Below are 24,417 nucleotides of genomic sequence, written 5' to 3'. Positions count from 1 at the left end.
CCGAGCCGGCGGGACGGCCGATAGGGTGACCCGCGGCGGTGCCGGAACGGGGCGGTCGGAACGGAACGGAGGTCGGGTCCCTGGTCTTCAAAGCGGTCCACGACGGCCGGCCCTATCCCGAGCACGGCCTGTCCACCAAGGACTGGGCGATGATCCCCCCGCGCCAGATCCGCCTCGACACGCTGGTCACCACCAAGCGCGAGCTCGCGCTGGACACCCTGCTGGCCGAGGACTCGACCTTCTACGGCGACCTCTTCCCGCACGCCGTCCAGTGGCACGGCGAGATGTACCTCGAGGACGGCCTGCACCGGGCGCTGCGGGCGGCCCTGCAGCAGCGCACGGTGATCCACGTCCGCGTGCTGGACCTCGACGCGCTGATGCCGGCCGACCCGGGCCGCCTCGCGTGACCGCACCCCTGGCCCGGCTCACCGGGCCGGCCGACGGCGTCGTCCTCCGCCGGGCCACCGCCGCGGACCTGCCGACGATCGTGGCACTGCTGGCCGACGACCCGCTGGGCGCGACCCGCGAGGCCGCGGACCTCGCGCCCTACGAGGCCGCCTTCGCCGCCGTCGACGCCGACCCGGCGCACGTGCTCGTGGTCGCCGACGACGGCGGCACGGTGGTCGGCACGCTGCAGCTGTCCTTCGTGCCGGGCCTGTCCCGCCGTGGCGCGCTGCGGGCCCAGGTCGAGGGCGTGCGGGTGGCCGCCGCGGCCCGCGGGCGGGGCCTGGGCGCGGCGCTGCTGCGGTGGACGGTCGAGGAGGCCCGCCGCCGCGGCGCCGCACTGGTCCAGCTGACCACCGACAAGCGCCGTCCCGACGCGCACCGCTTCTACGAGCGGCTGGGCTTCACCGCCTCGCACGAGGGCATGAAGCTCGAGGTCTAGGTCGGCCGCGCTGCAGGGGCCCGCCCCCAGGGGAGCGAGGGGTGGGGGGCAGCGGGGTCCCTCGTCAGAGCCAGCCCTTGTCGGCGGCGACGCGGGCGGCCTCGACGCGGGTGCGGGCGCCGGTCTTGCCGATCGCCGAGGACAGGTAGTTGCGCACCGTCCCCTCGGAGAGGAACAGCCGGCGGGCGATGTCGGCGACGGTCGCGCCGTCGGCGGCCTCGCGCAGCACGTCGGCCTCGCGGGCCGACAGCGGCGTCGCCCCGATGGCCAGCGCCGCGGCGGCGAGCTCCCGGTCGATGACCCGCTCGCCGGCGACGACGGCGCGGATGGACCGGGCGAGGTCGGCGACGGGTGCGTCCTTGACCAGGAAGCCGGCCGCGCCGACCTCCATGGCCCGGCGCAGGAAGCCCGGCCGGCCGAACGTGGTGAGCACGACGGCGCGGACGGCGGGCAGCTCGGCGGCCAGCTCGCGGGCGGCCTCGAGCCCGTCCGCGCCCGGCATCTCGATGTCGAGCAGCGCGACGTCGGGCGAGTGCTCCCGGGCGGCGGCGAGCACCTCGTCGCCGCGGCCGACCTCGGCGACGACGGTGATGTCCTCCTCCAGCTCCAGCAGTGCCCGCAGCGCCCCGCGGACCATCGACTGGTCCTCGGCCACGAGCACGCGGATCACCGGGCGGCCCCTGCGGGCACCGGCGCCAGGGGCAGGACGGCGCGCAGCTCGTAGCCGCCGTCCCGGCCGGCGCCGCCGGTGAGCGCGCCGCCCAGCGCACCGACCCGCTCGGCCAGGCCGGTGAGACCGGAGCCGGGCTCGGTGTCGCCGGCCGGGCCGCGGCCGTCGTCGGACACGGTGAGCACCGCCTCGGCGCCGTCGTCGCTGAGCGAGACGGTCACCGTGCGCGCGCCGCTGTGCCGCAGCACGTTCGTCGTCGCCTCGCGGACCACCCAGCCCAGCGCGGCGTCCACCGGGCCGGGCAGCACCGGCACCCGGGCGGGCAGGCGGACGGCGATGCCGGCGCCGGACAGCGCCGAGCGGGCCTCGGCCAGCGCCTGGGCGCAGCTGACCTGGCGGTAGCCGCTGACGGCGTCCCGCACCTCGGCCAGCGCGCGGCGGGCGACGGCCTCCACGTCGGCCATCTCGGTGCGCGCCCGGGCGGGGTCGGCCTCGGCCAGCCGCCCGGCCAGCTCGCTCTTGAGCGCGATGAGCGACAGGCTGTGGCCGAGCAGGTCGTGCAGGTCGCGGGCGAAGCGCAGCCGCTCCTCGGCGACGGCGTTGCGGGCCAGCTCCTCGCGCGCCTCGGCGAGCTCGTTGTTGACCTCGACGAGGTGGCGGGTGCCGCGCAGCCCGAACGCGGTGAGCAGGCACATCACCGGGAGGATGAAGAGGTCGCCGAGCACGTCGTCGGCCGCGACCACGGCGGCGCACACCGCGGCGGCCGTGACCACCGCCGGCCACACCCAGCGCTGCGGGAGCGCCGCCGCCGAGGCCGCCGACACGTAGATCATCAGCCCGGCCCAGGACGGCCCCAGCCAGACGGCGAGCACGACGGCGAGGACCGCGACGAGCGCCAGCCGGGACAGCGCCGGGGGACCCCAGCAGCCGCTGCCGAAGGCCCGGCGGAACACGTCGAGGTAGACGACGGTGAACACGAGCAGGCCGGCGCCGGCCACCACCCGGACGGCGAGCGGCCGGTCGGTGGTGATCAGGTCGGCGACCGGGAAGAACTGGAACAGGAGCCAGGGCAGCGCCCAGCCGATGCGCTGCCACCGGGTGCGGGGTCCCACGGCGACCGACCGTAGCTGCATCAGCCCGCGACGGCGGTCAGCGGACGACGCCGCGCCACCAGGACCGCCAGGGCGGCGAACACCGCGGCGAAGGCGACCAGCGCCCCGACGGCGGCCACCGACGGCGGCTGTCCCCCCGCGGCGGCGCGGCCGGCCTCGGCGTACCAGTACGACGGCAGGCCGTGCGCGACCGCCCGCAGGCCGGAGGGGAACAGCTCGACCGGCACCCACAGCCCACCCAGGGCGGCCAGCACGGTGCCGACGATGCCGATCGCGCCGCCGGCGGCCTTGGTCTCCAGCGCCCAGCCCAGCAGCAGCCCGAGGGCGACGAAGACCGCCGACCCGAGCCACAGGACGCCGACCAGCGCGGCCCACTCGCCGGCCGCCAGGTGCACGCCGTTGACGAACCGGCCGGTGAGCGCGACGACGACCAGCGGCGGCAGGGTCAGCAGCATCCCGACCGCGACGTCGACGGCGACCACCGACGTCTGCGGCACGGGCGTGACCCGCAGCTGGCGCAGCCAGCCCGATGCCCGGTCGAAGGACAGCCGGACGGTGGCACCCAGGGCCGCCCCGATGGCGCCGTAGGCCATCATCGAGACCATCGTGGCCGCCGCCAGCTCCGGGCTGCCGCCGCCGGGCGTGCCCGCGAAGACCTTCGTGAAGAAGACCGTGAACAGCGCCGGCAGCAGCACGGTGAAGAACAGGAACTGCCGGTTGCGGCCGACCCGGCGCAGCTGGAAGACGAACAACGGGCTCACCGCGCGCCTCCCACCAGGGACAGGACGGCGTCCTCGAGGCTGGCGCCGCGGACCTCGAGGTCGGCCAGCGGGACGCCCTCGGCGAGCAGCGCGCGCAGCGTCGCCTCGACGTCGGTGGTGGTCAGCGCGACCGTGCCGCCCGTCCGGTCGACGCCGCTGACGCCGGGCACGCGGTCGAAGGCCGCGCCGTCGGGGGCGCAGAAGCGCACGGTGCGCCCGGCGACGGCCGACCGGATGCCGGCCGAGGGGCCGTCGGCGACCAGGCGGCCACCGGCCATGACCACCACCCGGTCGGCGACCGCGTCGGCCTCCTCGAGGTGGTGGGTGGCGAAGACGACGGTGGTGCCGCGGGCGGCCAGGTCGCGCATGGTCGTCCAGAAGGCCCGGCGGCCCTCGACGTCCATGGCCGAGGTGGGCTCGTCCAGCAGCAGCAGCGGCGGCTGACCGGCCAGCGCCAGCGCGAGCAGCACCCGCTGCCGCTGGCCGCCCGAGAGCGCCTCGACGTCGCGGCCCAGCAGCCCACCGGTGCCGGTGGTGGCGACCAGGTCGTCGAGCGGCCACGGGTCGGCGTAGCTGCGCCGCACCAGGTGCAGCACCTCGCCGACGCGCGCCTCGCCGGGCAGTCCGCCGTGCTGCAGCATCGCGCCGACCCCGCCGGCGCGGACGGCGTCGGCCGGGGCACGACCCAGCACGCGCACGGTGCCGGCCGCGGGGCGGAGCAGCCCGAGGGCGGCGCTGACGGTGGTGGACTTGCCGGCCCCGTTCGGGCCGAGCAGCGCGACGGTCTCGCCCCGGCCGATGCGCAGGTCGAGGCCGTCGACGGCGAGGACCTCGCCGTGGCGGACGGTCAGGCCGGAGACGTCGAGCGCGTCGGGAGGCACGGCACGAGCCTGGCCTGCGTGAGGCTCCGCGCAGTAGTGCGGGACGTCGCCTTCCCGACCTGACATCCGTCAGGTCGGGGTCACCCCCGGCGGTCGAGGGCCCAGACCACGGCGGCGTGCGGGAACGTCAGCGCGAGCAGGACGCTGACCTGGGCCTGCAGGCCGGCCACGTCGCCCAGCCGCCACAGCACCGCGACGGCCGCCAGCGCGACGGCGCTCGGCACGACCGCGGCCCGGCCCAGCCGGCGCGCCGCCGGGCCCCACCGCCGTCCGCCCTCGGCCGCGCGGGCGAGGTCGAGCAACCGGCCCGTGTGCCGGACGGCGTGCCAGAGCCCGAAGTAGGCGCCGAACGCGGCCAGCGGCGGTGCGAGGGCGAAGACCGCGGCGACCAGCAGGAGCTCCGCGGCGTCGTGCACCCGGTGCCGGGCGAGCAGCCACGCCGTCGCCGCGGCGACCGATCCCGCGACGAGGACGAGCCCCGCGGTGCGGGAGACGAGCACCGCGTCGGCGATGCCGGCCGACAGCGGCCGCACCCACGGATCGGTGGTGGCCGGGTCCCGCCACAGCAGCAGGCCGACGACGGCCAGCCCGTGCGCTGCGCACGGCAGCAGGTCGGCCGCCGGACCCGGGACGGGGCGGCCGGCGCGCTCGGCCCAGGCGACGACCTCACCGCGGCCGAAGTGCACCGCGGAGAGCACCAGCGCCGCCGCGAGTGCCGGGGTCGACGCGAGGAGCAGGGCCGCGGCGGCGACCGCGGCCGCCGCCGCGTAGGCGACGACGACCAGCACGAGGAGCCGGCGGGAGGCCCGCCGGCGGCCCGACCACCACCAGGGGACGAGGTGGTCCGCAGCACCGTGCGGTACGCCGAGGACGGCGCCCGCGACGGCCACGGGCACCGCGGCCGCGGCGACCGCTCCTGGTGCGAGCAGGCTCAGGGCGAGCACCGCCGTCAGGACGGCCACCGGCAGCCGGGTCAGCACCGGCAGCTCCCGCAGGGCCCGTGGAGCGGGCGCGGCGGGAGCCCCGGCCGGGAGGGTCGCCGCCCGGCCGGGGGCGGTGGTCCGCGGGGCCACGGTCACGCCGACCACCGCCTCGGTCAGACCGCGACGGTGTCGCGGCCGGGGGTGGCGGCCTCGTGCACCGCCTGGAGCAGGGCGACGTCCTCTGGCGTGTACCGGCGGTGGCCGCCCGCCGAGCGGACGGAGGCGACCAGCCCGTACCGGCTCCCCCACATCCGCAGCGCGGAGGACGAGACGCCGGGCCGGGCGGCCACCTCGCCGACCGAGAGCAGCTCCATCAGCAGATGCTCACACGTGGCGGAGCGGCCGCCCTGCACGGGCCCGCCCCGAGCTCACCAGAGGTGGGAGCCGGGTGGTCCTCTAGTCGGTCAGGTCGCGGACGACGGCGTCGGCGAGCAGGCGGCCGCGGTCGGTGAGCACCGCCCGGCCCCCCGCGTGCGCGTCCGGGTCGAGCAGGCCGCGCGCGACGGCGTCGGCGGCACGCAGCCGGCCGGCGCCGGACAGCGCGGTCAGCGGCAGGCCGTCGCGCAGCCGCAGGCCGAGCATCACCGTCTCCAGCGCGCGGTCGGCGGGCTCGAGCACCTCGCGGTCGGCCACCGGGCCCTCCCCCGCGGCCAGCCGCCCGGCGTACGCGGCGGGGTGCTTGACGTTCCACCAGCGCACGCCGCCGACGTGGCTGTGCGCGCCGGGCCCGACGCCCCACCAGTTCGCGTTGGCCCAGTACAGCTCGTTGTGCCGGCAGCGGGCGGCGTCGCCGCGCGACCAGTTGCTCACCTCGTACCAGTCGAAGCCGGCGCCGCGCAGCGTGGTGTCGGCCTGCACGTAGCGGTCGGCGAGGACGTCGTCGTCGGGCACCGGCAGCTCGCCGCGGGCGATGCGCCGGGCCAGCCGGGTGCCGTCCTCGACGATGAGCGCGTAGGCGCTGACGTGGTCGACCGGCGCGGCCAGGACGGCGTCGAGCGAGGCGGCCCAGTCGGCGTCGGTCTCCCCCGGCGTACCGTAGATCAGGTCGAGGTTCACGTGCTCGAACCCGGCGGCGCGGGCCTCGCGCGCGGCCTCGGCGGCGCGACCGGGGGTGTGCCGGCGGTCGAGGACGGCGAGCACGTGCTCGGCGGCCGACTGCATGCCCAGGCTGAGCCGGGTGAAGCCGGCCGCGCGCAGGGTGGCCAGGCTGGCCGGCGTCACCGACTCGGGGTTGGCCTCGGTGGTCACCTCGACGTCGGGCGCGACGGGGAACAGCTCGCGGACCGCGGCGAGGACGGCGGCGAGGTCCTCGGCGGGCAGCAGCGTCGGGGTGCCGCCCCCGACGAAGACCGTGGAGACCGTGGGCAGGTCGGGGCCGAGGGTGTCGGCGGCCTGCCGGAGCTCGGCGATCGCCGTCCCGGCGTACTCGGCGCGGTTGGCGCCGGGGCCGAGCTCGTCGGAGGTGTAGGTGTTGAAGTCGCAGTAGCCGCAGCGGGTCGCGCAGAAGGGCACGTGCACGTACAGCCCGAAGGGCGTCCGGGCCAGCCCCTCGCGGGCGCTCTCGGGGAGCTGCAGGGTCGCCGGCGGGGCGTCGAGCAGCGGCAGGACGGTGTTCATCTGACCCCAGTGTGCCGCGCGCGGCAGGATGTCCGGTCGTGGCCGACGACGAGGTGCTGCAGGTCTCGGTCGAGCGCGGGGTCGCGACCCTCACGCTCGACTCCCCCGCCAACCGCAACGCGCTGTCCCGCGCGGTGCGCGCCCGGCTGCGGGAGGCGCTGGACGCCGCGCTGGCCGACGACGCCGTGCGGGTGGTGGTGCTCGACCACACCGGCCGGGTCTTCTGCTCGGGGATGGACCTGTCCGAGGCCGTGGGTGCCGGCGCGGGCGACCAGGGCGTGCGCGAGCTGCCCGAGCTGCTCGAGCGCATCTGGACCGCACCCAAGCCGGTGGTGGCCACCGTCCGCGGTCCCGCCCGCGCCGGTGGGGTCGGGCTGCTGGCCGCGTGCGACGTCGTGGTGGCCGGGGCGTCGGCGACGTTCGCCTTCTCCGAGGTGCGGCTGGGCATCGTGCCGGCGGTCATCTCCGCCGTCGTGCTGCCGCGGGTGCTGCCGCACGTGGCGCACCGGCTGATGCTCACCGGCGAGGTGTTCGACGCCGCCGCGGCGGCCGCCGGGGGGCTGGTGGACCTGACCGCGCCCGACGAGGAGGTCGACGCCGCCGTCGAGGGCCAGGTGCGGGCGCTGGCGGCGGGCTCGCCGTGGGCGCTGGCCGAGACCAAGCGGCTGCTGCGCGCCGGCGGCCTGCGGGGCTCCTTCGACGACCTGCTCGACCTCTCGGCCCGGGCCTTCGCCGGCGAGGAGGGCCAGGAGGGCATCGCCGCGTTCCGGGAGAAGCGGCCGGCCCGCTGGGTGCCCGCGGCGGAGTAGGTCCCCGGCGACCTCGTGCTCTGAGTCGGCAGGCGACCCGGAGCACGAGGTCCGCGCCTCCACCGGGTCCCTGCCGGTTGCCCGGAGCTCGCCGCGCCGGGACCCTGCGGACATGACCGACCCGGAGGACCCGCGCGAGCGCTTCCGCACCCTGCCGCAGCCCGTCGACCCCGACGAGACCGTCGAGACGGTGGACGCCGGCGCGGTGCGGCCGATCGTCACCGAGAGCGACGAGCGCGACCGGATGCTGCGCGAGGCCGGCGGCGCCTGAGCCGGGAGCGGACCCCTCCCGCCGACCGTCGTGCTCTACCCATGGGTGTGGGCAGAGCACGAGGACGCTCAGAGCACGTGGGTGGCGATCAGCTGCCCGAGCTGGCGGATGTCGGAGTTGCCCGTGGACTCCAGCCGGACCTCGCCCGAGCCGCTGGACCACAGGTCGAGCCCGGCGTCGAGGTCGAAGGTGCCGGCGGTCTCCACGGAGAAGGCCTGGACCTTGCCGTAGGGCAGTGAGGTGACGTCCCGCTTCTTGCCGGAGAAGCCCTGCACGTCGACCGCGATGAGCCGCTCGCTCCTGAGGACGACGAAGTCGCGGACGGTCCTGAAGGCGAAGTGCACCTGCTCACCCGGGATGAGCAGCGGGGCGACGCGCCCGCGACGTCGCGAAACGTCGCCGCGGGCTCCCAGGCGGATCGGTCAGCGCAGCCGGCGGCTGGCGTCGGGGAGCCGCTCGGTCACCCCGCGCACGTCGAGCCACTCCATCAGCGGCACCGCCACCCGCCGCGTCGTCCCCCACGCCGAGCGGGCCTGGCTGAGGGTGAACGGCTGCGGCACGGCGGCCAGCCGCGCCCGCGCCACCCCCTCCACGCCCGGCGCCAGGTACACGCCCTCGGCGATCCGCACCAGCTGCCCGTCGCGCACGGCGGCGGCCAGCTCCCGCGGGCCGAGCCGGGCGGCGCGCAGCTCGTCGGCGTCCGGCGCGGCGAAGGGGTCGCCGGCCAGCCGGGCGCGGATCGCGTCGACCGCCCGCTGCACGGCCGGCGGCAGCCCGGCGGCGGCCACCACGACCCGGCCCTCGCGCAGCGCCAGCGGCGGCCGGACGACCAGTCGCACCAGGTCGTCGTCGGGCAGGTCGAGCTCCCGCCGGACGACGGCGACCGGCGGCCCCGGCTCGAGCGGGTGGACCTGCCGGTGCGCCGCGACCAGCCCGGGCACCCGGCGGGCGAGCTCGCCGACCAGCCCCGGCGCGAGCAGCCACGGCCCGGCGCGGACGGCGTCGTCGGGCACCGGCCAGCCCATCGCGGTGAAGTCGGCGGCGCGCACCACCCGGCGGCGCGCGAGGTCGGCCGCCGCACCCGCCGGCCCGGCGTCCTGACCGTCCAGCTCGGCCGCCCGCTGCCGCGCCGCGCCGCGCCGGCGCAGCTCGGGTGGGGCGACGTCGCGGACGTCGGCGCCGAGCACCCGCCGGGCTCCGGGGTCGCGCAGCAGCACCCGGTCGCCGACCCGCAGCGGCAGCGGGGTGGCCAGCCGCAGCCGCACCGCCGCGCCCTCCAGCGTCCGCACCCGCACCGGCACCGCCGCCGACCCGAGGTGCAGCACCGCCTCGGCCGGCAGCCGGTCCTCCGGCTCGGTGGCGAGGACGACGTCGACCTCGGCGGTGGAGCGGAAGGCGCCCGGGGTGAGCAGGGCGTCGCCGCGGGAGAGGTCCTCGACGGCGACGCCGCGCAGGTTGAGCGCCACCCGGGCGGTCGCGCTCGCCCGCTCCACCGGCCGGCCCAGTGACTGCACGCCGCGCACGCCCACCTCGCGGCCGCCGAGCTGCAGCCGGTCCCCGGCGGCCACCGCCCCCGCGGCCAGCGTGCCGGTGACGACCGTGCCGGCGCCACGGACGGGGAACGCGCGGTCGATCCACAGCCGCACCGGGGCGGCGGGGTCGGGCGCCGGCAGCCCGGCGAGCAGCGTCTCCAGCGCGGCGGTCAGCTCGGGCACGCCCCGTCCGGTCGGCGCGCCGACCGCCACCCCCGGCACCGCGCCCATCGACGTCGCGGCCAGCCGCTCGGTCGCGTCGGCGAGGACGGGCGCGGGGTCGGCGAGGTCGGCCTTGGTGACGGCGAGCAGCGCGTGCCGCACGCCGAGCGCGTCCAGGACGGCGACGTGCTCGGCGGTCTGCGCCGACCAGCCGTCGTCGGCCGCGACCACCAGCAGCGCGGCCGGCACCGACCCCACCCCGGCGAGCATGTTGCCGACGAACCGCTCGTGCCCGGGGACGTCGACGACGGCCAGCACCCGGCCCGAGGGCAGCGTCGTCCAGGCGAAGCCGAGGTCGATGGTCAGGCCGCGGCGGCGCTCCTCCTCCCACCGGTCGGGCTCCATGCCGGTGAGCGCCCGCACGAGGGTGGACTTGCCGTGGTCGACGTGCCCGGCCGTGGCGAGGACGTCCATGCCGGTCAGGCTCCCCGCCCGGCGACGGCCAGCACCGCGGCGGCCAGGTCGCCGTCGGCCGACGGCGGCACGCTGCGCAGGTCGAGCAGCGTCCGGTCGTCCTCGACGTGCCCGACCACCGGGCAGGCCCCCCGGCGCAGCGGCTCCGCGAAGGAGCCCGGCAGCGACACCGCGGCGCTGGGCAGCGGGTGCTCGGGCGCCCCTCCCCCGCCCACGCGGGCGGCCGAGTCCACGGCCCGGGCGTCGACGCCGGCCGACGCCAGCCGGGCGGCCAGCGCCTCGGCGCGGCGGCGCAGCCCGGCGACGCCGGCGGCGAGCATCTCCTGCACCGGCGGCAGCGGGCCGCGCAGCGTGGCCTCCAGCGCGGCCAGCGTCGTCTTGTCCACCCGTAGCGCCCGGTACAGCGGGTGCCGGCGCAGCCGCTGCACCAGCTCGGCCCGCCCCAGCACCAGCCCGGCCTGCGGGCCGCCGAGCAGCTTGTCGCCGCTGGCCAGCACCAGGTCGGCGCCGTCGGCCAGCGTGGTCTGCAGGTCGGGCTCCCCGGGCAGGACGGGGTGCGGGCGCAGCAGGCCCGAGCCGACGTCGGCGACCAGCGGGACGCCGGTGCCGGCCAGCCCCGCGGCCAGGTCGGCGACCGGTACCGACCGGGTGAAGCCGCGCACGACGAAGTTCGACGGGTGCACCTTGAGCACCGCGCCGGTGCCCGGGCCGAGCGCGCGCGTGTAGTCCTCGAGCGCCACGCGGTTGGTGGTGCCGACCTCGCGCAGCCGGGCGCCGGTGGACTCCAGCAGCTCGGGGATGCGGAAGCCGTCGCCGATCTCGACCAGCTCGCCGCGGGCGATGACCAGCTCCCCGCCGAGCGCCGTCGCCACCAGCGCGAGGGCCGCGGCGCAGTTGTTCACCACGATCGCGGCCCCGGCCGCCGGGACGGCCGCGAGCAGGGCCGCCAGGGCCGCCTCCCCCCGGGGCCCGCGCCGGCCGCTGCCCAGGTCGAGCTCGACGTCGGTGGTGCCGCTGGCGGCGACCACGGCCTCGACCGCGGCCGCCGACAGCGGCGCCCGCCCTAGGTTGGTGTGCACCAGGACCCCGGTGGCGTTGAGCACCGGCCGCAGGCTGCCCGCGGTACCCGGGAGGCCGGCGAGGACGGCGGCGACGGCGTCGTCCGGGCCGAGCGAGCCGTCGCGCACCCGCTGCTGGACGCCGCGGACGACGTCCTTGACCAGCTCGCGCCCCAGCCGGGCGGAGGCCGCGGCCAGCGCGGGGTCGGCCAGCAGCGTGTCGGTACGGGGCACTGCCCGCCGCAGGTCGGCGCTCATCGCTGCGGAGCGTATGCGCGCCGGCCCGCGGGGAGGCTGGCGGAGGCGGACGGGAATCGAACCCGCCTGACCGAGCTGCTCGGCCACGTCGGCTTTAGAGGCCGCGGGGGCCACCAGGCACCCTGACGCCTCCGCCGGCCAGCCTACGGTGGAGCGGTGACCAGCGCGCCCGCGACGATCCGGCTCACCCAGTACGCGCACGGCGGCGGCTGCGCCTGCAAGATCCCGCCCGGCGAGCTCGAGGCCGTCGTCGCCGGGCTCACCCGCACCGGCCCGGCCGACCCCGCCGCCGAGCTGGTCGTCGGGCTCGACGACGGCGACGACGCGGCCGTCGTCCGCATCCCCGGCGGGCAGGGCCTGGTGCTGACCACCGACTTCTTCACCCCGGTCGTCGACGACGCGTACACCTTCGGCCGGATCGCCGCGGCCAACGCGCTGTCCGACGTCTACGCCATGGGCGGCACCCCGGTGGTCGCGGTCAACCTGCTCGGCTGGCCGCGGGACGTGCTGCCCGCCGAGCTCGCCGCCGAGGTGCTGCGCGGCGGGCTCGAGGTGGCGCAGGAGGCCGGCTGCCACGTCGGCGGCGGGCACTCGATCGACGACCCCGAGCCCAAGTACGGCATGGCGGTGACCGGCCTGGTGGACGTCGACCGGGTCATCCGCAACGACGCCGCCGCCGCCGGGACGCCGCTGTCGCTGACCAAGCCGCTCGGCGTCGGGGTCCTCAACAGCCGCATGAAGGCGACCGGCGAGGTCAGCGAGGAGGCGGTGGCCTCGATGACCGCGCTCAACCGGGACGCCGGCCGGGCCGCGGTCGCCGCGGGCATCCGCGCCGGCACCGACGTCACCGGCTTCGGGCTGCTCGGCCACCTCTACAAGATGGCGCGGGCCAGCGGGGTCACCGCGGTGGTCGACGCCGCCGCCGTCCCCTACCTGACCGGGGCGCGGCAGGCGCTGGCCGACGGGTTCGTCTCCGGCGGCACACGCCGCAACCTCGACTGGGTGCGCCCGCACACCGACCTGTCGGCGGTGTCGGAGGACGAGGCGCTGCTGCTGGCCGACGCCCAGACGTCGGGTGGGCTGCTGCTGGCCGGTGAGGTCCCCGGCACGCCCGTGATCGGCGAGTTCGTGCCGCGCCGGGACGCCGTCGTCGTCGTCCGCTGACCGTCCCGGCGCGTCGCGGCCGACGCGCCGTCCTCCCCGGCCGGGGGTGCGTGAGAACCGCTTCCGGCGCCGCGCCGGCGGCTGTCACCCTCCCGCTCACCGGACCCGGACGTCCCGGGCACCGGCTCGTGAGGAGGACGGCATGAGGACGAGGACGGCCGGGCGGGCACTGACCGTGCTGCTGGCCACGGCGGCCCTGGGCGCGACGGCGGGCGCCGCGGCCGCGGCACCACCCGAGGGAGTCGGGCCCTACACGGCCTCCCGGGCGTGGGCGGTGTTCAGCGACACCGGCGAGGAGCTGTTCGCCGAGGTGACCGTCGAGGAGGTCAGGGGCTCGGGGACGTCCCTCCGGCTCGGACTGTTCGGCCCGGCCTGGTCCTGCACGGTGGACGGCGAGGACGCGACCGTGGCGGAGGTCGAGCAGCTGGAGTCGGCGCGCGTGGTCGCGTCGTACGACTACACCTGCACCGAACGGGACGCCCCGCAGGGCCTGGCACCGCGCGTCGAGAGCGGGACGGCGACGGTCGACGTGACCTGGACCGGGGTGGGCAGGTCGCAGCGGGAGCCCCTCTACGACTGCACCGTCGGCCGCTACCTCACCCGGCAGGCGACCGTCTCCGGCGGCGTCTCGCTGTCCGACGGCCCCCAGTCCGACCTCGACCTGCTCAACGGGGGCGGCCTGTCCCACGACCACAACGTCTGCCCGCCGGGCTGGGTGCAGGACGCAGGGGCCTGAAGCCGGCCGTCCGGCGGGCGCGCTGTCGCCCGCCGGACGGCGGTGTCCTAACGTCCGGCGCATGCGCGCCGTCTTCGTGTCCTCGCCCTCGCCCGACGACCCGCTCTCCGTCCTGGAGGTCGGGGACCGCCCCGAGCCGGAGGTGCCCGACGGCTGGACGACGGTGCAGGTCAAGGCCGTCTCGCTCAACCACCACGACCTGTTCAGCCTGCGCGGCATCGGCCTGCCGCAGGAGCGCATGCCGATGATCCTGGGCACCGACGCGGCCGGGCTCGACGAGCACGGCAACGAGGTGGTCGTGCACGGCGTCGTCGCGACCCCCGAGTGGACCGGCGACGAGACGCTCGATCCCAGGCGCACGCTCTTCTCCGAGCTGCACCAGGGCACGATGGCCGAGCGGGTCGCCGTCCCCCGGCGCAACGTGCTGCCCAAGCCGGCCGAGCTGTCCCTCGCCGAGGCCGCGTGCCTGCCGACCGCGTGGCTGACCGCCTACCGGATGCTGTTCGTGAAGTCCGGGTTGCGGCCCGGCCACACCGTGCTGGTGCAGGGCGCCAGCGGCGGCGTCGCCACCGCGCTGACCGTGCTGGGCAAGGCGGCCGGCTTCCGCGTGTGGGTCACCGGCCGCAGCGAGGAGAAGCGCCGGGCGGCGCTCGACCTCGGCGCCGAGCAGGCGTTCGAGACCGGCGCCCGGCTGCCCGAGCGGGTCGACGGCGTCATGGAGACCGTCGGCGAGGCGACCTGGAGCCACAGCGTCAAGTCGCTCAAGCCCGGGGGTGTCATCGTCACCTCCGGCGCGACCACCGGCTTCAACCCCGGCGCCGAGCTGAACCGGGTCTTCTTCACCCAGCTGTCGGTCATCGGCTCGACGATGGGCACCCGCGACGAGCTCGAGGCGCTCATGCGGATGTGCGCGGCCACCGGCGTCCGCCCGGTCGTCGACGTCGAGCTGCCCCTGGAGCAGGCGCGCGACGGCTTCGCGCGGATGCTCGAGGGCCGCACCGCCGGGAAGATCGTCTTCACCCTCTGACCCGCGGAGGTGAGCGCCGTGATCGCACGGATGTGGCGCGGCTGGGTCCGCACCGAGGACCGCGACGCCTACGCCGAGTACATCGAGGCCACCGGCATGGCGGAGTACCGGCGGACGCCCGGCAACCGGGGCGCGCACATGCTGACCCGCGATCTCGGCGACGGCCGCACCGAGATCGTGACGCTCAGCTTCTGGGAGTCGCGCGACGCGGTCTCCGGGTTCGCCGGCGAGGACGTCTCCCGCGCGGTCTTCTACCCCGAGGACGACCGGTACCTGGTCGACCGCGAGGTCACCGTGAGCCACTACGAGGTGCACGGCCAGGGCTGAGGCGCGCCCACCCGCCCGGCGACGCACCCTCCGGTGCGTCAATCTGGGTTGACACCGCCGGTAGAGCAACCTAGGTTGACGGGCGTGGCGGACACAGCGCAGACGGCGACGGCCGCCGGCAGCCGGGATCCCGCGATCGGCCTGGCGGCCGTGCGTTCCCTCCGGGTCCTCGTCGAGCGGCTGGAGGCGCTCCAGGTGGGCAACGCGCGCGACCAGGGCTGGACGTGGGAGCAGATCGCCCAGCTCCTGGGCGTGACCCGGCAGGCGGTGCACAAGAAGTACGCGAGCGGTCGCGGGCCGCTCCGGCGGAAGGACTGAGTCGTGTTCGAACGCTTCACCCCGGAGGCGCGCGAGACGGTCATCGGCGCCCAGGTCGAGGCACGGCAGCTGCGCGACCAGCGCGTCGGCACCGAGCACCTGCTCCTCGCCCTGCTGACCCAGGACACGCCGAGCACCGCCGTCCTGTCCCGGTACGGACTGACGCACGACTCCGTCGCCGAGACGCTCCAGGGGTACCGCAGCCCCGTCGACGACCTGGACGCCGACGCGCTCACCACGCTCGGCATCGACCTGGACGCGGTCCGGGACCGGGTCGAGGCGACCTTCGGGCCCGGCGCCCTGGACGGCGAGCCGGGCCGCCGGCCCGAGAGCCCGGCGCACATACCGTTCAGCCCGCGCGCGAAGAAGGTCCTCGAGCTGTCGTTGCGGGAGGCCCTGGCGCTGAGGTCGAGGAGCATCGGCGACGGGCACATCGCGCTGGGACTGCTGCGCGAGGGCCAGGGGCTGGCGATGAAGGCCCTGCACGACCGCGGCGTCGACCTGGTCGAGCTGCGCCGGGACCTCACGGCCGCCCTCGCGTCCTGAGGACGACCCCGGGGACGGACGGCGGCCGGACCGGGCGACCGGGATCGCGGGTCCGCCCGGGCCCGGTCAGCCGTCGGCGGGCCGGCGGGGACCGGCCGTCGCCCGGCCCCGGCCGTCGCGCAGCAGCAGGACCGCGGCCACGGCGGCCGACCCCGCCGCGACGGCGGCGCCGGCGAAGACGGTGTGCAGCTGCGTCAGCAGAGCCTGGTCGAGGGCCGCCGAGTGGGCCGGGCAGTCGGCCGGCGACGCCGGGCAGACGGTCAGCGGCGAGCCGATCGCCGCCACCTCGGCGGTGAAGCGCCGCAGCGCGACGGCGGTCAGCAGCGAGAGCCCGACCAGCATGCCGACGGTCCGGGCGACGACGGCCAGGGCGCCGGCGCTGCCGTGCACCGCGGGGCTGGTGACCCCCAGCAGGACGGCGTTGACCGGGGCGATCGCCAGGCCGAAGCCCAGCCCCGCGGCGAGCAGCACCACGGTCGACCAGGCGCCGTCCAGCGACCGCTCGCCCCACCCGGTCATCGCCCACAGCGCGAGGGCGGCCAGCGCCATCCCGCCGGCCGCGACCCACCGCGGCGGCACGACCCGGCACAGCCAGCCGCCGGCCACCGCGCCCACCGGCACCGCCACGAGCAGCCGCAGCAGGACCAGCGCCGCGCCGAGCTGGTCGCCGGGCGTCGTCGTCGCGCGGGCGAACAGCGGGACGTCCACGAGCGCGGCCACCAGCGCCGCCCCGACCAGCAGGTTGACCAGCAGCGCGCCCCACGCGCCGGCCGGGCGCAGCGCGCGCAGCGGCAGCACCGGGTCGGGCGCGCGCCCCTCGTGCAGCCAGAAGCCGACGGCGGCCAGCGCGGCCACCGGGAGCAGCACCGGCCCGTGCGCGACCACCTCGGTGGCCGGGTCGGCCGCGGCGAAGGCCCAGACCAGGGCACCGAGCGCGACGACGGCCAGCAGCGAGCCCAGCACGTCGACCTCGCGGGCCAGTCGCGGCAGCCCGCGCAGCGGCAGCACCGCGCCGGCCGGGACGACGAGGCTGCGGACGACCAGCGCGATCCCGGCGGCGACGGCGACGAGCACCAGCGGCGTCGTCGCCGGGACGCCGTCGGCCAGCGGGACCCACGCCAGGCCGAGGGTGACGTCCTCGGCCAGCGCCGCGGGCTCGGCCAGCTGCAGCCCGGCCGCGGCGCCGGTCGCCAGCAGCAGGACCAGACCGAGCAGGTCGGGCCGCCGGTCGCGGCCGGTGAGCACGACACCGGCGGCCAGGCCCAGGCCGAGCAGCAGGTTGAGCCAGAAGACCGCGCGCCAGTCGGCGACGGCGAGCACCGCCGCCCCGGCGAGCGGGCCGAGCACGGCGCCGGCCTCCTGCACCGCGCCGACGACGCCGAGCGGCACCGAGCGGCGCTCCGGCGGCCACCGGTCGGCGACCAGCGCGAGCGTGGCCGGCACCAGCCCGCCGGCGCCGACGCCCTGCAGGCCGCGGCCGGCGACGGCGAGGCCGAGGTCGGTCGACGTCGCCGTCAGCAGCGAGCCGACGGCGAACAGCAGCAGGCAGCCGGCCAGCACCGGCACCCGGCCGCGCAGGTCGGCCAGCCGGCCCAGCAGCGGCAGCGTGGCGGTGTAGCCGAGCAGGAAGCCGCCGATGATGGGTGTCGCCCGCTGCAGCTCGTCGATGCCGACGCCGACCCCGGTGAGGATGTCGGGCAGCGCGAGGACGACGACGTAGGTGTCGGCCGCGGTGACCAGGACGGCCAGCGTGGCGAGGACGACCAGCGGCAGCCCGGGGACCGGGCGCGGCGCGGGAGCCCCGGCGGCGGCCGGCTCAGCCGACAGGCGGTGCGGTGATCTCGACATCGGCGCCGAAGTCGGAGAGCTCGATGGTGAAGGTGGCGTCCTGGCCCGCGGTGTGGAAGGGGCCGGTCAGCTCCGCGCGGCGCAGCTCGCCGCTGTCGGTGGCCACCGAGAAGCGGGCCTGCACGGGCTGGCTCGGGTCCTCGCTGGTGAGCACCTGCTCGACCCGCTCGCCGGGCAGCTCGGCGGTCACCTCGCGCACCACCTCGCCGTCGACCCGGCGCTCCTCCCCCAGCTCGGCGGAGTCGGCGTCGGCGAGCAGCTGGGAGATGCCGGTCCCGGGGTCGAGCAGGGTGCCGGGGTCGCCGAAGCCGAACTGGGCGGGGTCGACGACGCTGTAGCCGGTGGTGAACGGCAGCTGGGCGTAGACGGTGCCGTCGACCGAGACGACGGCCAGATCGAGTGCGGAGCCCGCGGCGAGCACCTGCAGGGTGCCCTGGAACGACGCGGGCCGGGCGACGTCGCCCTCGCCGCCGACCAGTTCGGTGCCGGTGGTGGGCGCGCCCTGGCTGGTGAGCACGAAGTGCAGGCTGCTGGCCTCGTCGAGCGTCGTCCTGGCCCGCGCCAGCAGCTGGTCGGCGGTCTCCTCCGGCTCGCCCCCGCCGCAGCCGGCCAGCAGCGGCACGGCGGTCGCGACCGCGGCGAGGAACCCGGCGGCACGGCGCAGCAGCATCGGCTCCCCTCCCCGTCGCACCGGTGCACCCGGCGCGGCGCGACGGTAGCGCGCCCGGAGGGTCAGGCCGGGGTGGCGACCCCCGGACGGGTGCGCGCCCCTCCCCGTTCCGTCGCGCGGGCGATGCGCTCGGCGATCTTCGGCCGGTCCTTGACCGGGAGGTGCGCCAGCGCGGGGGCGATCTCGGCGATCCGGTACCGCTGGGTCGTGGTGGCCCGGAACAGCCGGCCGGTGGTGACGCCGTGGGTGGGACGCTCGACCACCTCGACGGCGTCACCGGCGCCGACGTCGCCGGTCTCGAGCACGCGCAGGTAGGCCCCGGTGGCGCCGTGCGCGGTGAACCGCTTCATCAGCTGCGGCACGCCCCAGAACCGCTCGAGGTTGGCGCACGGGATGCGGCAGGCGGTCACCTCGAACAGCGCCGTCCCGACCCGCCAGCGCTCGCCGAGGACGGCGCCGGTGAGGTCGAGCCCCGCCGTCCGGAGGTTCTCGCCGAAGCGGCCGGGCGGCAGCTCGCGGCCGAGCTCCCGCTGCCACCAGTCGGCGTCCTCCTGGGCGTAGGCGTAGACCGCCTGACCCTCGCCGCCGTGGTGCTTGCGGTTGACCTGCACGTCGCCGTCCAGTCCCAGCTCGGCGACGGCGACCCGGCCGGGGACCGGCTTCTTGTCGATGCCGCTGCGGTCGGGACGGCGGCCGGGCAGCGGCAGGAGGCCGGAGCCGGAGACGCACACGGCCAGCAGCCGGCCACTCACCTCCCGGCTCGCTGGCGCTCGCCGAGCGCGTTCGCGGACGCTGCTGTGCCCATGGGTGAGCCCGCGCGCTCGCTCACTTCTTGCTGGCGGTCGACTCGTTGGTGGACAGCGCGGCGACGAAGGCCTCCTGGGGGACCTCGACGCGGCCGACCATCTTCATCCGCTTCTTGCCCTCCTTCTGCTTCTCCAGCAGCTTGCGCTTGCGGGTGATGTCACCGCCGTAGCACTTGGCCAGCACGTCCTTGCGGATGGCGCGGACGGTCTCGCGGGCGATGACCCGCGAGCCGACGGCGGCCTGGATGGGCACCTCGAACTGCTGGCGCGGGATGAGCTCGCGCAGCTTGCCGGCCATCATCACGCCGTAGCTGTAGGCCTTGTCCTTGTGCACGATCGCGCTGAACGCGTCGACGGCCTCGCCCTGCAGCAGGATGTCCACCTTGACCAGCGCGGACTCCTGCTCGCCGGCCTCGGAGTAGTCGAGGCTGGCGTAGCCGCGGGTGCGCGACTTGAGGGCGTCGAAGAAGTCGAAGATGATCTCGCCGAGCGGCAGCGTGTAGCGCAGCTCGACGCGGGACTCGCTCAGGTAGTCCATGCCGCCGAGCTGGCCGCGCCGGCTCTGGCACAGCTCCATGATCGCGCCGGTGTAGTCGGTGGGGGCGATGACCGTGGCGTTGACGACCGGCTCGAAGACCTTGTCGATCTTGCCCATCGGCCAGTCGCTGGGGTTGGTCACCGTGATCTCGGAGCCGTCCTCCATCACCACCCGGTAGACGACGTTCGGCGCGGTGGAGATGAGGCTGATGCCGGCCTCGCGCTCGAGCCGCTCGCGGACGATCTCCAGGTGCAGCAGGCCGAGGAAGCCGACGCGGAAGCCGAAGCCCAGCGCCGCGGAGGTCTCCGGCTCGTAGGTCAGCGCCGCGTCGTTGAGCAGCAGCTTGTCCAGGGCCTCGCGCAGCAGCGGGTACTCGCTGCCGTCGATCGGGTAGAGGCCGGAGTAGACCATCGGCTTGGGGTCGCTGTACCCGCCGATCGGCTCGGCGGCCGGCTTGTGCTGCAGCGTGACCGTGTCCCCGACCCGGGACTGTCGGACGTCCTTCACGCCGGTGATGAAGTAGCCGACCTCGCCGACGCCGAGGCCGGCGACGGGCTTGGGCTCCGGGGAGATGACGCCGATCTCGAGCAGCTCGTGGACGGCGCCGGTCGACATCATCTTGATGCGCTCGCGGCTGGAGATCCGCCCGTCGACGACGCGGACGTAGGTGATGACGCCGCGGTAGATGTCGTAGACCGAGTCGAAGATCATCGCCCGGGCAGGGGCCTCGGCCTCGCCCACCGGGGCGGGGATCTGCGCCACGATCTGGTCGAGCAGCTCCGGCACGCCCTCGCCGGTCTTGCCGCTGACCCGCAGGACGTCGGCGGGGTCGCAGCCGATGATGTGCGCGATCTCGGCGGCGTACCTCTCCGGCTGGGCGGCCGGCAGGTCGATCTTGTTGAGGACCGGGATGATCGTGAGGTCGTTCTCCAGGGCCAGGTAGAGGTTGGCCAGGGTCTGCGCCTCGATGCCCTGCGCGGCGTCGACCAGGAGGACCGCGCCCTCGCAGGCGGCCAGCGACCGGGACACCTCGTAGGTGAAGTCGACGTGTCCCGGGGTGTCGATCATGTCGAGCACGTACTCGTCGCCGGCCGCCTCGCCCGTCCGCGGGGTCCAGGGCAGCCGGACGTTCTGCGCCTTGATCGTGATGCCGCGCTCGCGCTCGATGTCCATCCGGTCGAGGTACTGCGCGCGCATCTGCCGCGCCTCGATGATCCCGGTGACCTCGAGCATCCGGTCGGCCAGCGTCGACTTGCCGTGGTCGATGTGGGCGATGATGCAGAAGTTCCGGATCCGGGCGGGATCGGTGGCAGCAGGAGTCGTCACAGTGCCGCCATCGTCCCACGGCGCGACGCGGCTGCAGAGGACCGTGCCGGGGGCCGGTCCCGCTCCCTCGCGATCCCGGCCGGCCGACTGCCGGCTTGGGGTGCCGCCGCGGGCGCTGGTAGCCTGGCAGGCCGGTCCGCTGACGCACGCCGTCCGGACGCACCGACAGACCCTTTCCCTCCTGCGAGACACCGAGGCTCACGCGTGGCGAACATCAAGTCCCAGATCAAGCGGAACAAGACGAACGAGAAGGCGCGCCAGCGCAACGTCGCCGTCAAGTCCGCCCTGAAGACGGCCGTCCGCCGCTTCCGCGAGGCCGCCGCCTCCGGCGACACCGCGGCCGCGACGACGGCCCTGGCGCACGCCACCAAGGCGCTCGACAAGGCCGCGAGCAAGGGCATCATCCACAAGAACCAGGCCGCCAACCGCAAGTCGGGCATGGCCAAGCAGCTGACCAGCCTCTGAGCTGCACCTCAGCACCCGGCGAGCCCCGTCCCCGCGAGGGACGGGGCTCGCTGCGTTCCGGGGCGGTCCCGCGACCGGCGGGGCGGCTCAGCGACCGGCGCGGGTGCGGGCGGCGCGGCCGGTGACCGCACGGATGGCGACGATGCGCCGCACCGCCCGCTCCAGCGCGTAGTCGGCACTGGCCGCCACGCCCTTGACGTCGGCGTTGAGCTCGGCGGCGACACCGATCGCCTGCTGCAGCCCGTCGATGCTCCAGCCGCGGGCCTGCGCCTGGGCCTTCTTCACCTTCCACGGCGGCAGCTTCAGCGCGCGGGCCAGGTCCCCGGTGTTGTTCGTGTCGAGCGAGGTGACCCGCGCGGCGGTGCGGATGCCGTCGGCGATGGCGTCGGCGATGAGCACGTGCGCGACGCCGCGGTCCAGCGCCCAGCGCAGCATCTCCAGTGAGCCCTTCCCGTCGCCCACGAGGACCCGTTCGGCGACGGTGAAGCCGGTGACGTCCGCCTGGCCGCGGTGGAAGCGCGCGACGGCCTCGTCGTCGATGGCGCCACCGAAGTCCGCGACCAGCTGGATGGCCGCCGACGACAGGGCCCGCAGGTCGGCACCCACGGCGTCGACGAGGGCGGTGACCGCCTCCGGGGTGATCCGCCCGCCGGCCCCGCGCACCTCGTTGCGGACGAAGGCCGCCCGGTCCCCCGGCGAGGAGATCCGGGCGCACTCGTCGACGGCGGCACCCGCGGCGGTGAGGGTCTTGATCAGGGCCTCGTTGCGCTTGCCGCCGTGGTGGACGACGACCAGGGTCAGCTCCGGGTCGGGGTCCTTCACGTAGCTGGTCAGCGCGTCGACCAGCGCGCCGGCCGCCTCGTGCACGCCGGTGACGACGACGAGCCGGTGCTCGCCGAACAGCGAGGGCGCCAGGACGTCGGCGAGCTGCCCCACCGGCAGGCCGAGGGCGGGCAGCTCGTGCAGCTCGGCGTCGGGGTGGCGCTGGAGGACCGCGGTCCGCACGGCGGCCACCGCGCGGGAGCGCAGCAGCTCCTCCTCGCCCACGACGGCCCGCAGCCGGGAGGTCGGTGCCGGGGGTGCCGCTGCCACGGGCCGATGGTGTCACGGCGGGGTGACGGGCCGGCCGCGCTCCCGGGCGGCGCGCGGCGGGGCTCCGTCGGATGCCGTCCGGGATCCCCCCGGTGGGCGGTGCACCTCCCTCCGCCGGTGGTCCGGCCGCGGTGCCGCCCGGACCGCCGCGGACGGCGACGCCCCAGTTCCCGGCCGACCCCACGACCGCGAGGTCGCCCTCCCGGTCGGTGCGGTGCACCCGCATGCCCGCCCGGGCCAGCCACGACAGCAGTCGCGGCGCGGGGTGCCCGTAGGTGTTGTCCGCGCCGACCGAGACCAGCGCCACCCGGGCTCCGGAGGCCTCCAGGAAGGCGGGGTCGGCGTCGGCGCTGCCGTGGTGCGGGACCTTGAGGACGTCGGCGCGCAGGTCGACGCCGCGGGCGAGGACCCGCGCCTCGGCCGCCGCGCTCAGGTCCCCGGTGAGCAGCACCCGCACCCCGCGCTGGGTCACCCGCACGACCAGCGACAGGTCGTTGGCCACCGCGGCCGCGGTGGCGATCTCGGGCGGCGGTGCGAGCACCTCCAGCTGCGCGGTCCCGACGACCCGCCGGTCCCCCGGCCGCAGCACCTCGCGGCGGGCACCGGCCCGGTCGGCGGCCGCGGCCAGCCGGGGTGCCCGCTCGTCGGCCGGCGACAGGGCTCCGGTCGCGACCACGCCCACCGCCCTGCCGTCGAGCGCGCCGGCCAGCCCGCCGGCGTGGTCGGCGTCCAGGTGCGACAGCAGCACCAGCGGCAACCGGTCGACGCCCAGCCGGTCGAGGCAGCGGTCGACCGGGCCGACCTCGGGTCCGGCGTCGACCAGCACCGCCTCCCCCGGGCCGGTGGGCACCACCAGCGCGTCGCCCTGCCCGACGTCGCAGGCGACCAGGACGGCCTGCGCCGGTGGCCACCCGTCGGCCACCTGGCGCAGCGGCCAGCCGATCACCAGCAGACCGACGAGGGCGGCCAGCGCGAGGACCCGCAGCCGCCGGTGCCGCCACAGCAGCAGCCCGACGGTGAGGAGGAGCGCGGTGAGCAGCAGCGCGCCGCGGGTGCCGGCGGGCCAGCCGGTCGCACCGTCGGGCAGGGCGGCGGCCGAGCGGGCCACCGCGACCAGCCACCGCACCGGCCACCCGGCCAGCCACACGAGGGCGTCCCCGGCCGGCGGCAGGAGCGGACCGAGGAGGGTCCCGAGCAGCCCGAGCACCGTCGCGGGCGCGACCGCCGGCGCGGCGAGCAGGTTGGCCGGCAGCGACACCGGGCTGACCAGACCCGAGAGGCCGGCGACCAGCGGTGCGGTGGCCAGGCCGGCGGCTGCCGCCACGGCGACCGCGTCGGCGGGTGTGCGGGGCCAGCGCCGCGCCTGCAGGCGGGCCGACCAGCCGGGCGCGAGCAGCACGATGGCCGCCGTCGCGACGACCGACAGGGCGAAGCCGGCGTCCCGGGCGAGGCCCGGGTCCAGCAGCAGCAGGACGACCACCGACGCGCACAGCGCCGGCACCGCCGCGCGTGTGCGGCCCGACGCCAGGGCCAGCAGCGTCACCGCCCCCATCGCCGCCGCCCGCACCACGCTCGGCTCCGGCCGGGCGAGCACCACGAACCCGGCCAGCGCGGCCACCGCGACGACGGCCTGCACCCGGCGGTCGACCGCCCGGCGCCGCAGCGGGGCCAGCACCCCGGTGAGGACGATCGCCACGTTGGCGCCCGAGACGGCCGTGAGGTGCGCCAGGCCGGCGCGGCGGAAGTCCTCCTCGAGGACGGGGTCCATGGCCCGGGTGTCCCCCACCACGAGCCCGGGCAGGAGCCCGCCGGGCGGGCCGCCGACGACGCGCGCGGCCGAGTCGGCCAGACCGTCGCGCAGACCGTCGGCCGCGCGGTGCGCCCACGGCGGTGACCCGAGCAGCTCCGGCGGGCCGCGCGCCGACAGGCGGGCGACGACGCCCTCGCTCGCCGGGACCCCGGAGACGGCGGCCCGCGTCCGGACCGTCTGCCCGGGCACGACGGCGTCCCAGTCCTCGGCCGCCGCGAAGACCACCGCTCCGGCGGTCAGGTCGACGGCGCGCGCCCCGTCGACGAAGCC

26 protein-coding genes, 1 tRNA gene and 1 pseudogene are annotated in these 24,417 nt (G+C 76.9%); 11 read left to right on the top strand and 17 right to left on the bottom strand.

Features of this window, described 5'->3' with window-relative positions; translation table 11 throughout:
- Positions 1 to 38: 38 nt before the first annotated feature.
- Both JOD57_RS20060 and JOD57_RS20055 read left to right on the top strand, forming a co-directional pair.
- Positions 39 to 407: a type II toxin-antitoxin system VapB family antitoxin gene (locus JOD57_RS20060; protein WP_443667590.1), complete on the top strand. Its 369-nt coding sequence runs from the start codon at positions 39 to 41 to the stop codon at positions 405 to 407.
- Complete coding sequence (locus JOD57_RS20055) at positions 404 to 886, top strand: GNAT family N-acetyltransferase (RefSeq protein WP_307824809.1); 483 nt, start codon at positions 404 to 406, stop codon at positions 884 to 886. Before JOD57_RS20060 ends, JOD57_RS20055 begins: the two co-directional genes overlap by 4 nt.
- Positions 887 to 950: 64 nt before the next feature.
- On the opposite strand, the gene JOD57_RS27075 is transcribed toward JOD57_RS20055, so the two are convergent.
- From JOD57_RS27075 to hemW, 7 genes are all read right to left on the bottom strand, one after another.
- Entirely contained in the window at positions 951 to 1,556 is a 606-nt protein-coding gene (locus JOD57_RS27075; RefSeq protein WP_204693625.1) for a response regulator transcription factor, read from the bottom strand.
- Entirely contained in the window at positions 1,553 to 2,668 is a 1,116-nt protein-coding gene (locus tag JOD57_RS20045; RefSeq protein ID WP_204693624.1) for a sensor histidine kinase, read from the bottom strand. The genes JOD57_RS27075 and JOD57_RS20045 overlap by 4 nt, the downstream gene beginning before the upstream one ends.
- A 20-nt stretch (positions 2,669 to 2,688) precedes the next feature.
- Positions 2,689 to 3,429: an ABC transporter permease gene (locus JOD57_RS20040; RefSeq protein WP_204693623.1), complete on the bottom strand. Its 741-nt coding sequence runs from the start codon at positions 3,427 to 3,429 to the stop codon at positions 2,689 to 2,691.
- Positions 3,426 to 4,310, bottom strand: coding sequence for an ABC transporter ATP-binding protein (locus JOD57_RS20035; protein ID WP_204693622.1), 885 nt, complete (start codon positions 4,308 to 4,310; stop codon positions 3,426 to 3,428). Before JOD57_RS20035 ends, JOD57_RS20040 begins: the two co-directional genes overlap by 4 nt.
- An 80-nt stretch (positions 4,311 to 4,390) precedes the next feature.
- On the bottom strand, positions 4,391 to 5,389 hold the full coding sequence (locus tag JOD57_RS20030; protein WP_204693621.1) for a beta-carotene 15,15'-dioxygenase, Brp/Blh family: 999 nt from the start codon (positions 5,387 to 5,389) through the stop codon (positions 4,391 to 4,393).
- 17 nt (positions 5,390 to 5,406) lie between these two features.
- Complete coding sequence (locus tag JOD57_RS20025; RefSeq protein WP_204693620.1) at positions 5,407 to 5,607, bottom strand: MerR family transcriptional regulator; 201 nt, start codon at positions 5,605 to 5,607, stop codon at positions 5,407 to 5,409.
- Positions 5,608 to 5,689: 82 nt separating this feature from the next.
- A complete protein-coding gene (gene hemW / locus JOD57_RS20020; RefSeq protein ID WP_204693619.1) occupies positions 5,690 to 6,910 on the bottom strand; it encodes a radical SAM family heme chaperone HemW in 1,221 nt (406 codons plus the stop codon).
- A 38-nt stretch (positions 6,911 to 6,948) separates the two neighbouring features.
- Between hemW and JOD57_RS20015 the strand changes: the two genes are divergently transcribed.
- Together JOD57_RS20015 and JOD57_RS20010 are read left to right on the top strand one after the other, a co-directional pair.
- Positions 6,949 to 7,719 (top strand): enoyl-CoA hydratase-related protein, encoded by a 771-nt coding sequence (locus JOD57_RS20015; RefSeq protein WP_204693618.1) that lies wholly within the window; start codon positions 6,949 to 6,951, stop codon positions 7,717 to 7,719.
- 112 nt (positions 7,720 to 7,831) lie between these two features.
- The gene (locus tag JOD57_RS20010) at positions 7,832 to 7,990 is read left to right on the top strand and encodes a hypothetical protein (protein WP_204693617.1); all 159 of its coding nucleotides are present in this window, start codon (positions 7,832 to 7,834) and stop codon (positions 7,988 to 7,990) included.
- Positions 7,991 to 8,058: 68 nt separating this feature from the next.
- On the opposite strand, the gene JOD57_RS20005 is transcribed toward JOD57_RS20010, so the two are convergent.
- The 4 genes from JOD57_RS20005 to JOD57_RS19990 form a co-directional block, all read right to left on the bottom strand.
- Positions 8,059 to 8,403, bottom strand: coding sequence for a PH domain-containing protein (locus JOD57_RS20005; RefSeq protein WP_275582550.1), 345 nt, complete (start codon positions 8,401 to 8,403; stop codon positions 8,059 to 8,061).
- A gap of 9 nt (positions 8,404 to 8,412) precedes the next feature.
- Positions 8,413 to 10,158, bottom strand: a complete 1,746-nt coding sequence (gene selB / locus JOD57_RS20000; RefSeq protein ID WP_204693616.1) for a selenocysteine-specific translation elongation factor — start codon at positions 10,156 to 10,158, stop codon at positions 8,413 to 8,415.
- Positions 10,159 to 10,163: 5 nt separating this feature from the next.
- Positions 10,164 to 11,474 (bottom strand): L-seryl-tRNA(Sec) selenium transferase, encoded by a 1,311-nt coding sequence (gene selA, locus JOD57_RS19995; protein WP_204693615.1) that lies wholly within the window; start codon positions 11,472 to 11,474, stop codon positions 10,164 to 10,166.
- Between the two features lie 37 nt (positions 11,475 to 11,511).
- Positions 11,512 to 11,607 (bottom strand) — tRNA-OTHER (locus JOD57_RS19990).
- 23 nt (positions 11,608 to 11,630) lie between these two features.
- Here JOD57_RS19990 and selD point away from each other — a divergent pair.
- The 6 genes from selD (at position 11,631) to JOD57_RS27070 (ending at position 15,592) form a co-directional block, all read left to right on the top strand.
- A complete protein-coding gene (gene selD, locus JOD57_RS19985) occupies positions 11,631 to 12,638 on the top strand; it encodes a selenide, water dikinase SelD (protein ID WP_204693614.1) in 1,008 nt (335 codons plus the stop codon).
- 142 nt (positions 12,639 to 12,780) lie between these two features.
- Positions 12,781 to 13,374, top strand: coding sequence for a hypothetical protein (locus JOD57_RS19980; protein ID WP_204693613.1), 594 nt, complete (start codon positions 12,781 to 12,783; stop codon positions 13,372 to 13,374).
- A 61-nt stretch (positions 13,375 to 13,435) separates the two neighbouring features.
- Positions 13,436 to 14,401 (top strand): zinc-binding dehydrogenase, encoded by a 966-nt coding sequence (locus JOD57_RS19975; RefSeq protein WP_204693612.1) that lies wholly within the window; start codon positions 13,436 to 13,438, stop codon positions 14,399 to 14,401.
- Between the two features lie 18 nt (positions 14,402 to 14,419).
- Positions 14,420 to 14,728, top strand: coding sequence for an antibiotic biosynthesis monooxygenase family protein (locus tag JOD57_RS19970; protein WP_204693611.1), 309 nt, complete (start codon positions 14,420 to 14,422; stop codon positions 14,726 to 14,728).
- A gap of 84 nt (positions 14,729 to 14,812) precedes the next feature.
- A complete protein-coding gene (locus tag JOD57_RS19965; RefSeq protein ID WP_204693610.1) occupies positions 14,813 to 15,046 on the top strand; it encodes a helix-turn-helix domain-containing protein in 234 nt (77 codons plus the stop codon).
- A gap of 3 nt (positions 15,047 to 15,049) precedes the next feature.
- Positions 15,050 to 15,592 carry a Clp protease N-terminal domain-containing protein gene (locus tag JOD57_RS27070; RefSeq protein WP_204693609.1) on the top strand — a complete coding sequence of 181 codons (543 nt, stop codon included), beginning with the start codon at positions 15,050 to 15,052 and terminating at the stop codon, positions 15,590 to 15,592.
- A 66-nt stretch (positions 15,593 to 15,658) separates the two neighbouring features.
- Here the strand turns inward: JOD57_RS27070 and JOD57_RS19955 are convergent, their stop codons facing one another.
- The 4 genes from JOD57_RS19955 to lepA all read right to left on the bottom strand — a co-directional run bounded on the left by JOD57_RS19955 (position 15,659) and on the right by lepA (position 20,780).
- On the bottom strand, positions 15,659 to 17,440 hold the full coding sequence (locus tag JOD57_RS19955) for an MFS transporter (protein ID WP_204693608.1): 1,782 nt from the start codon (positions 17,438 to 17,440) through the stop codon (positions 15,659 to 15,661).
- Positions 17,409 to 18,110, bottom strand: coding sequence for an LppX_LprAFG lipoprotein (locus tag JOD57_RS19950; RefSeq protein WP_204693607.1), 702 nt, complete (start codon positions 18,108 to 18,110; stop codon positions 17,409 to 17,411). Before JOD57_RS19950 ends, JOD57_RS19955 begins: the two co-directional genes overlap by 32 nt.
- A 62-nt stretch (positions 18,111 to 18,172) precedes the next feature.
- On the bottom strand, positions 18,173 to 18,862 hold the full coding sequence (locus JOD57_RS19945) for an MOSC domain-containing protein (protein WP_204693606.1): 690 nt from the start codon (positions 18,860 to 18,862) through the stop codon (positions 18,173 to 18,175).
- 73 nt (positions 18,863 to 18,935) lie between these two features.
- Complete coding sequence (lepA, locus tag JOD57_RS19940) at positions 18,936 to 20,780, bottom strand: translation elongation factor 4 (protein WP_204693605.1); 1,845 nt, start codon at positions 20,778 to 20,780, stop codon at positions 18,936 to 18,938.
- Positions 20,781 to 20,984: 204 nt separating this feature from the next.
- On the opposite strand from lepA, the gene rpsT reads away from it, so the two are divergent.
- Complete coding sequence (gene rpsT / locus JOD57_RS19935; RefSeq protein ID WP_204693604.1) at positions 20,985 to 21,245, top strand: 30S ribosomal protein S20; 261 nt, start codon at positions 20,985 to 20,987, stop codon at positions 21,243 to 21,245.
- Positions 21,246 to 21,332: 87 nt separating this feature from the next.
- Here the strand turns inward: rpsT and holA are convergent, their stop codons facing one another.
- Positions 21,333 to 22,337: a DNA polymerase III subunit delta gene (gene holA / locus JOD57_RS25725; RefSeq protein ID WP_307824808.1), complete on the bottom strand. Its 1,005-nt coding sequence runs from the start codon at positions 22,335 to 22,337 to the stop codon at positions 21,333 to 21,335.
- A 355-nt stretch (positions 22,338 to 22,692) separates the two neighbouring features.
- Positions 22,693 to 24,123: pseudogene (locus JOD57_RS25720) on the bottom strand (ComEC/Rec2 family competence protein); the annotation flags it as partial.
- Positions 24,124 to 24,417 lie beyond the last annotated feature (294 nt).

It is taken from the genome of Geodermatophilus bullaregiensis (assembly GCF_016907675.1).
Classification (GTDB): domain Bacteria; phylum Actinomycetota; class Actinomycetes; order Mycobacteriales; family Geodermatophilaceae; genus Geodermatophilus; species Geodermatophilus bullaregiensis.
The sequence above is the reverse complement of the archived record's forward strand: the minus strand, read 5'-3'. Positions and strand labels throughout refer to the sequence as shown.

Coding starts and splice junctions, on each gene's coding strand:
- JOD57_RS20025 (WP_204693620.1), bottom strand. CDS start 5,607: ATGGAGCTGCTCTCGGTCGGCGAGGTGGCCGCCCGGCCCGGCGTCTCG.
- hemW (WP_204693619.1), bottom strand. CDS start 6,910: ATGAACACCGTCCTGCCGCTGCTCGACGCCCCGCCGGCGACCCTGCAG.
- JOD57_RS20010 (WP_204693617.1), top strand. CDS start 7,832: ATGACCGACCCGGAGGACCCGCGCGAGCGCTTCCGCACCCTGCCGCAG.
- selB (WP_204693616.1), bottom strand. CDS start 10,158: ATGGACGTCCTCGCCACGGCCGGGCACGTCGACCACGGCAAGTCCACC.
- selA (WP_204693615.1), bottom strand. CDS start 11,474: ATGAGCGCCGACCTGCGGCGGGCAGTGCCCCGTACCGACACGCTGCTG.
- JOD57_RS19980 (WP_204693613.1), top strand. CDS start 12,781: ATGAGGACGAGGACGGCCGGGCGGGCACTGACCGTGCTGCTGGCCACG.
- JOD57_RS19975 (WP_204693612.1), top strand. CDS start 13,436: ATGCGCGCCGTCTTCGTGTCCTCGCCCTCGCCCGACGACCCGCTCTCC.
- JOD57_RS19955 (WP_204693608.1), bottom strand. CDS start 17,440: ATGTCGAGATCACCGCACCGCCTGTCGGCTGAGCCGGCCGCCGCCGGG.
- JOD57_RS19950 (WP_204693607.1), bottom strand. CDS start 18,110: ATGCTGCTGCGCCGTGCCGCCGGGTTCCTCGCCGCGGTCGCGACCGCC.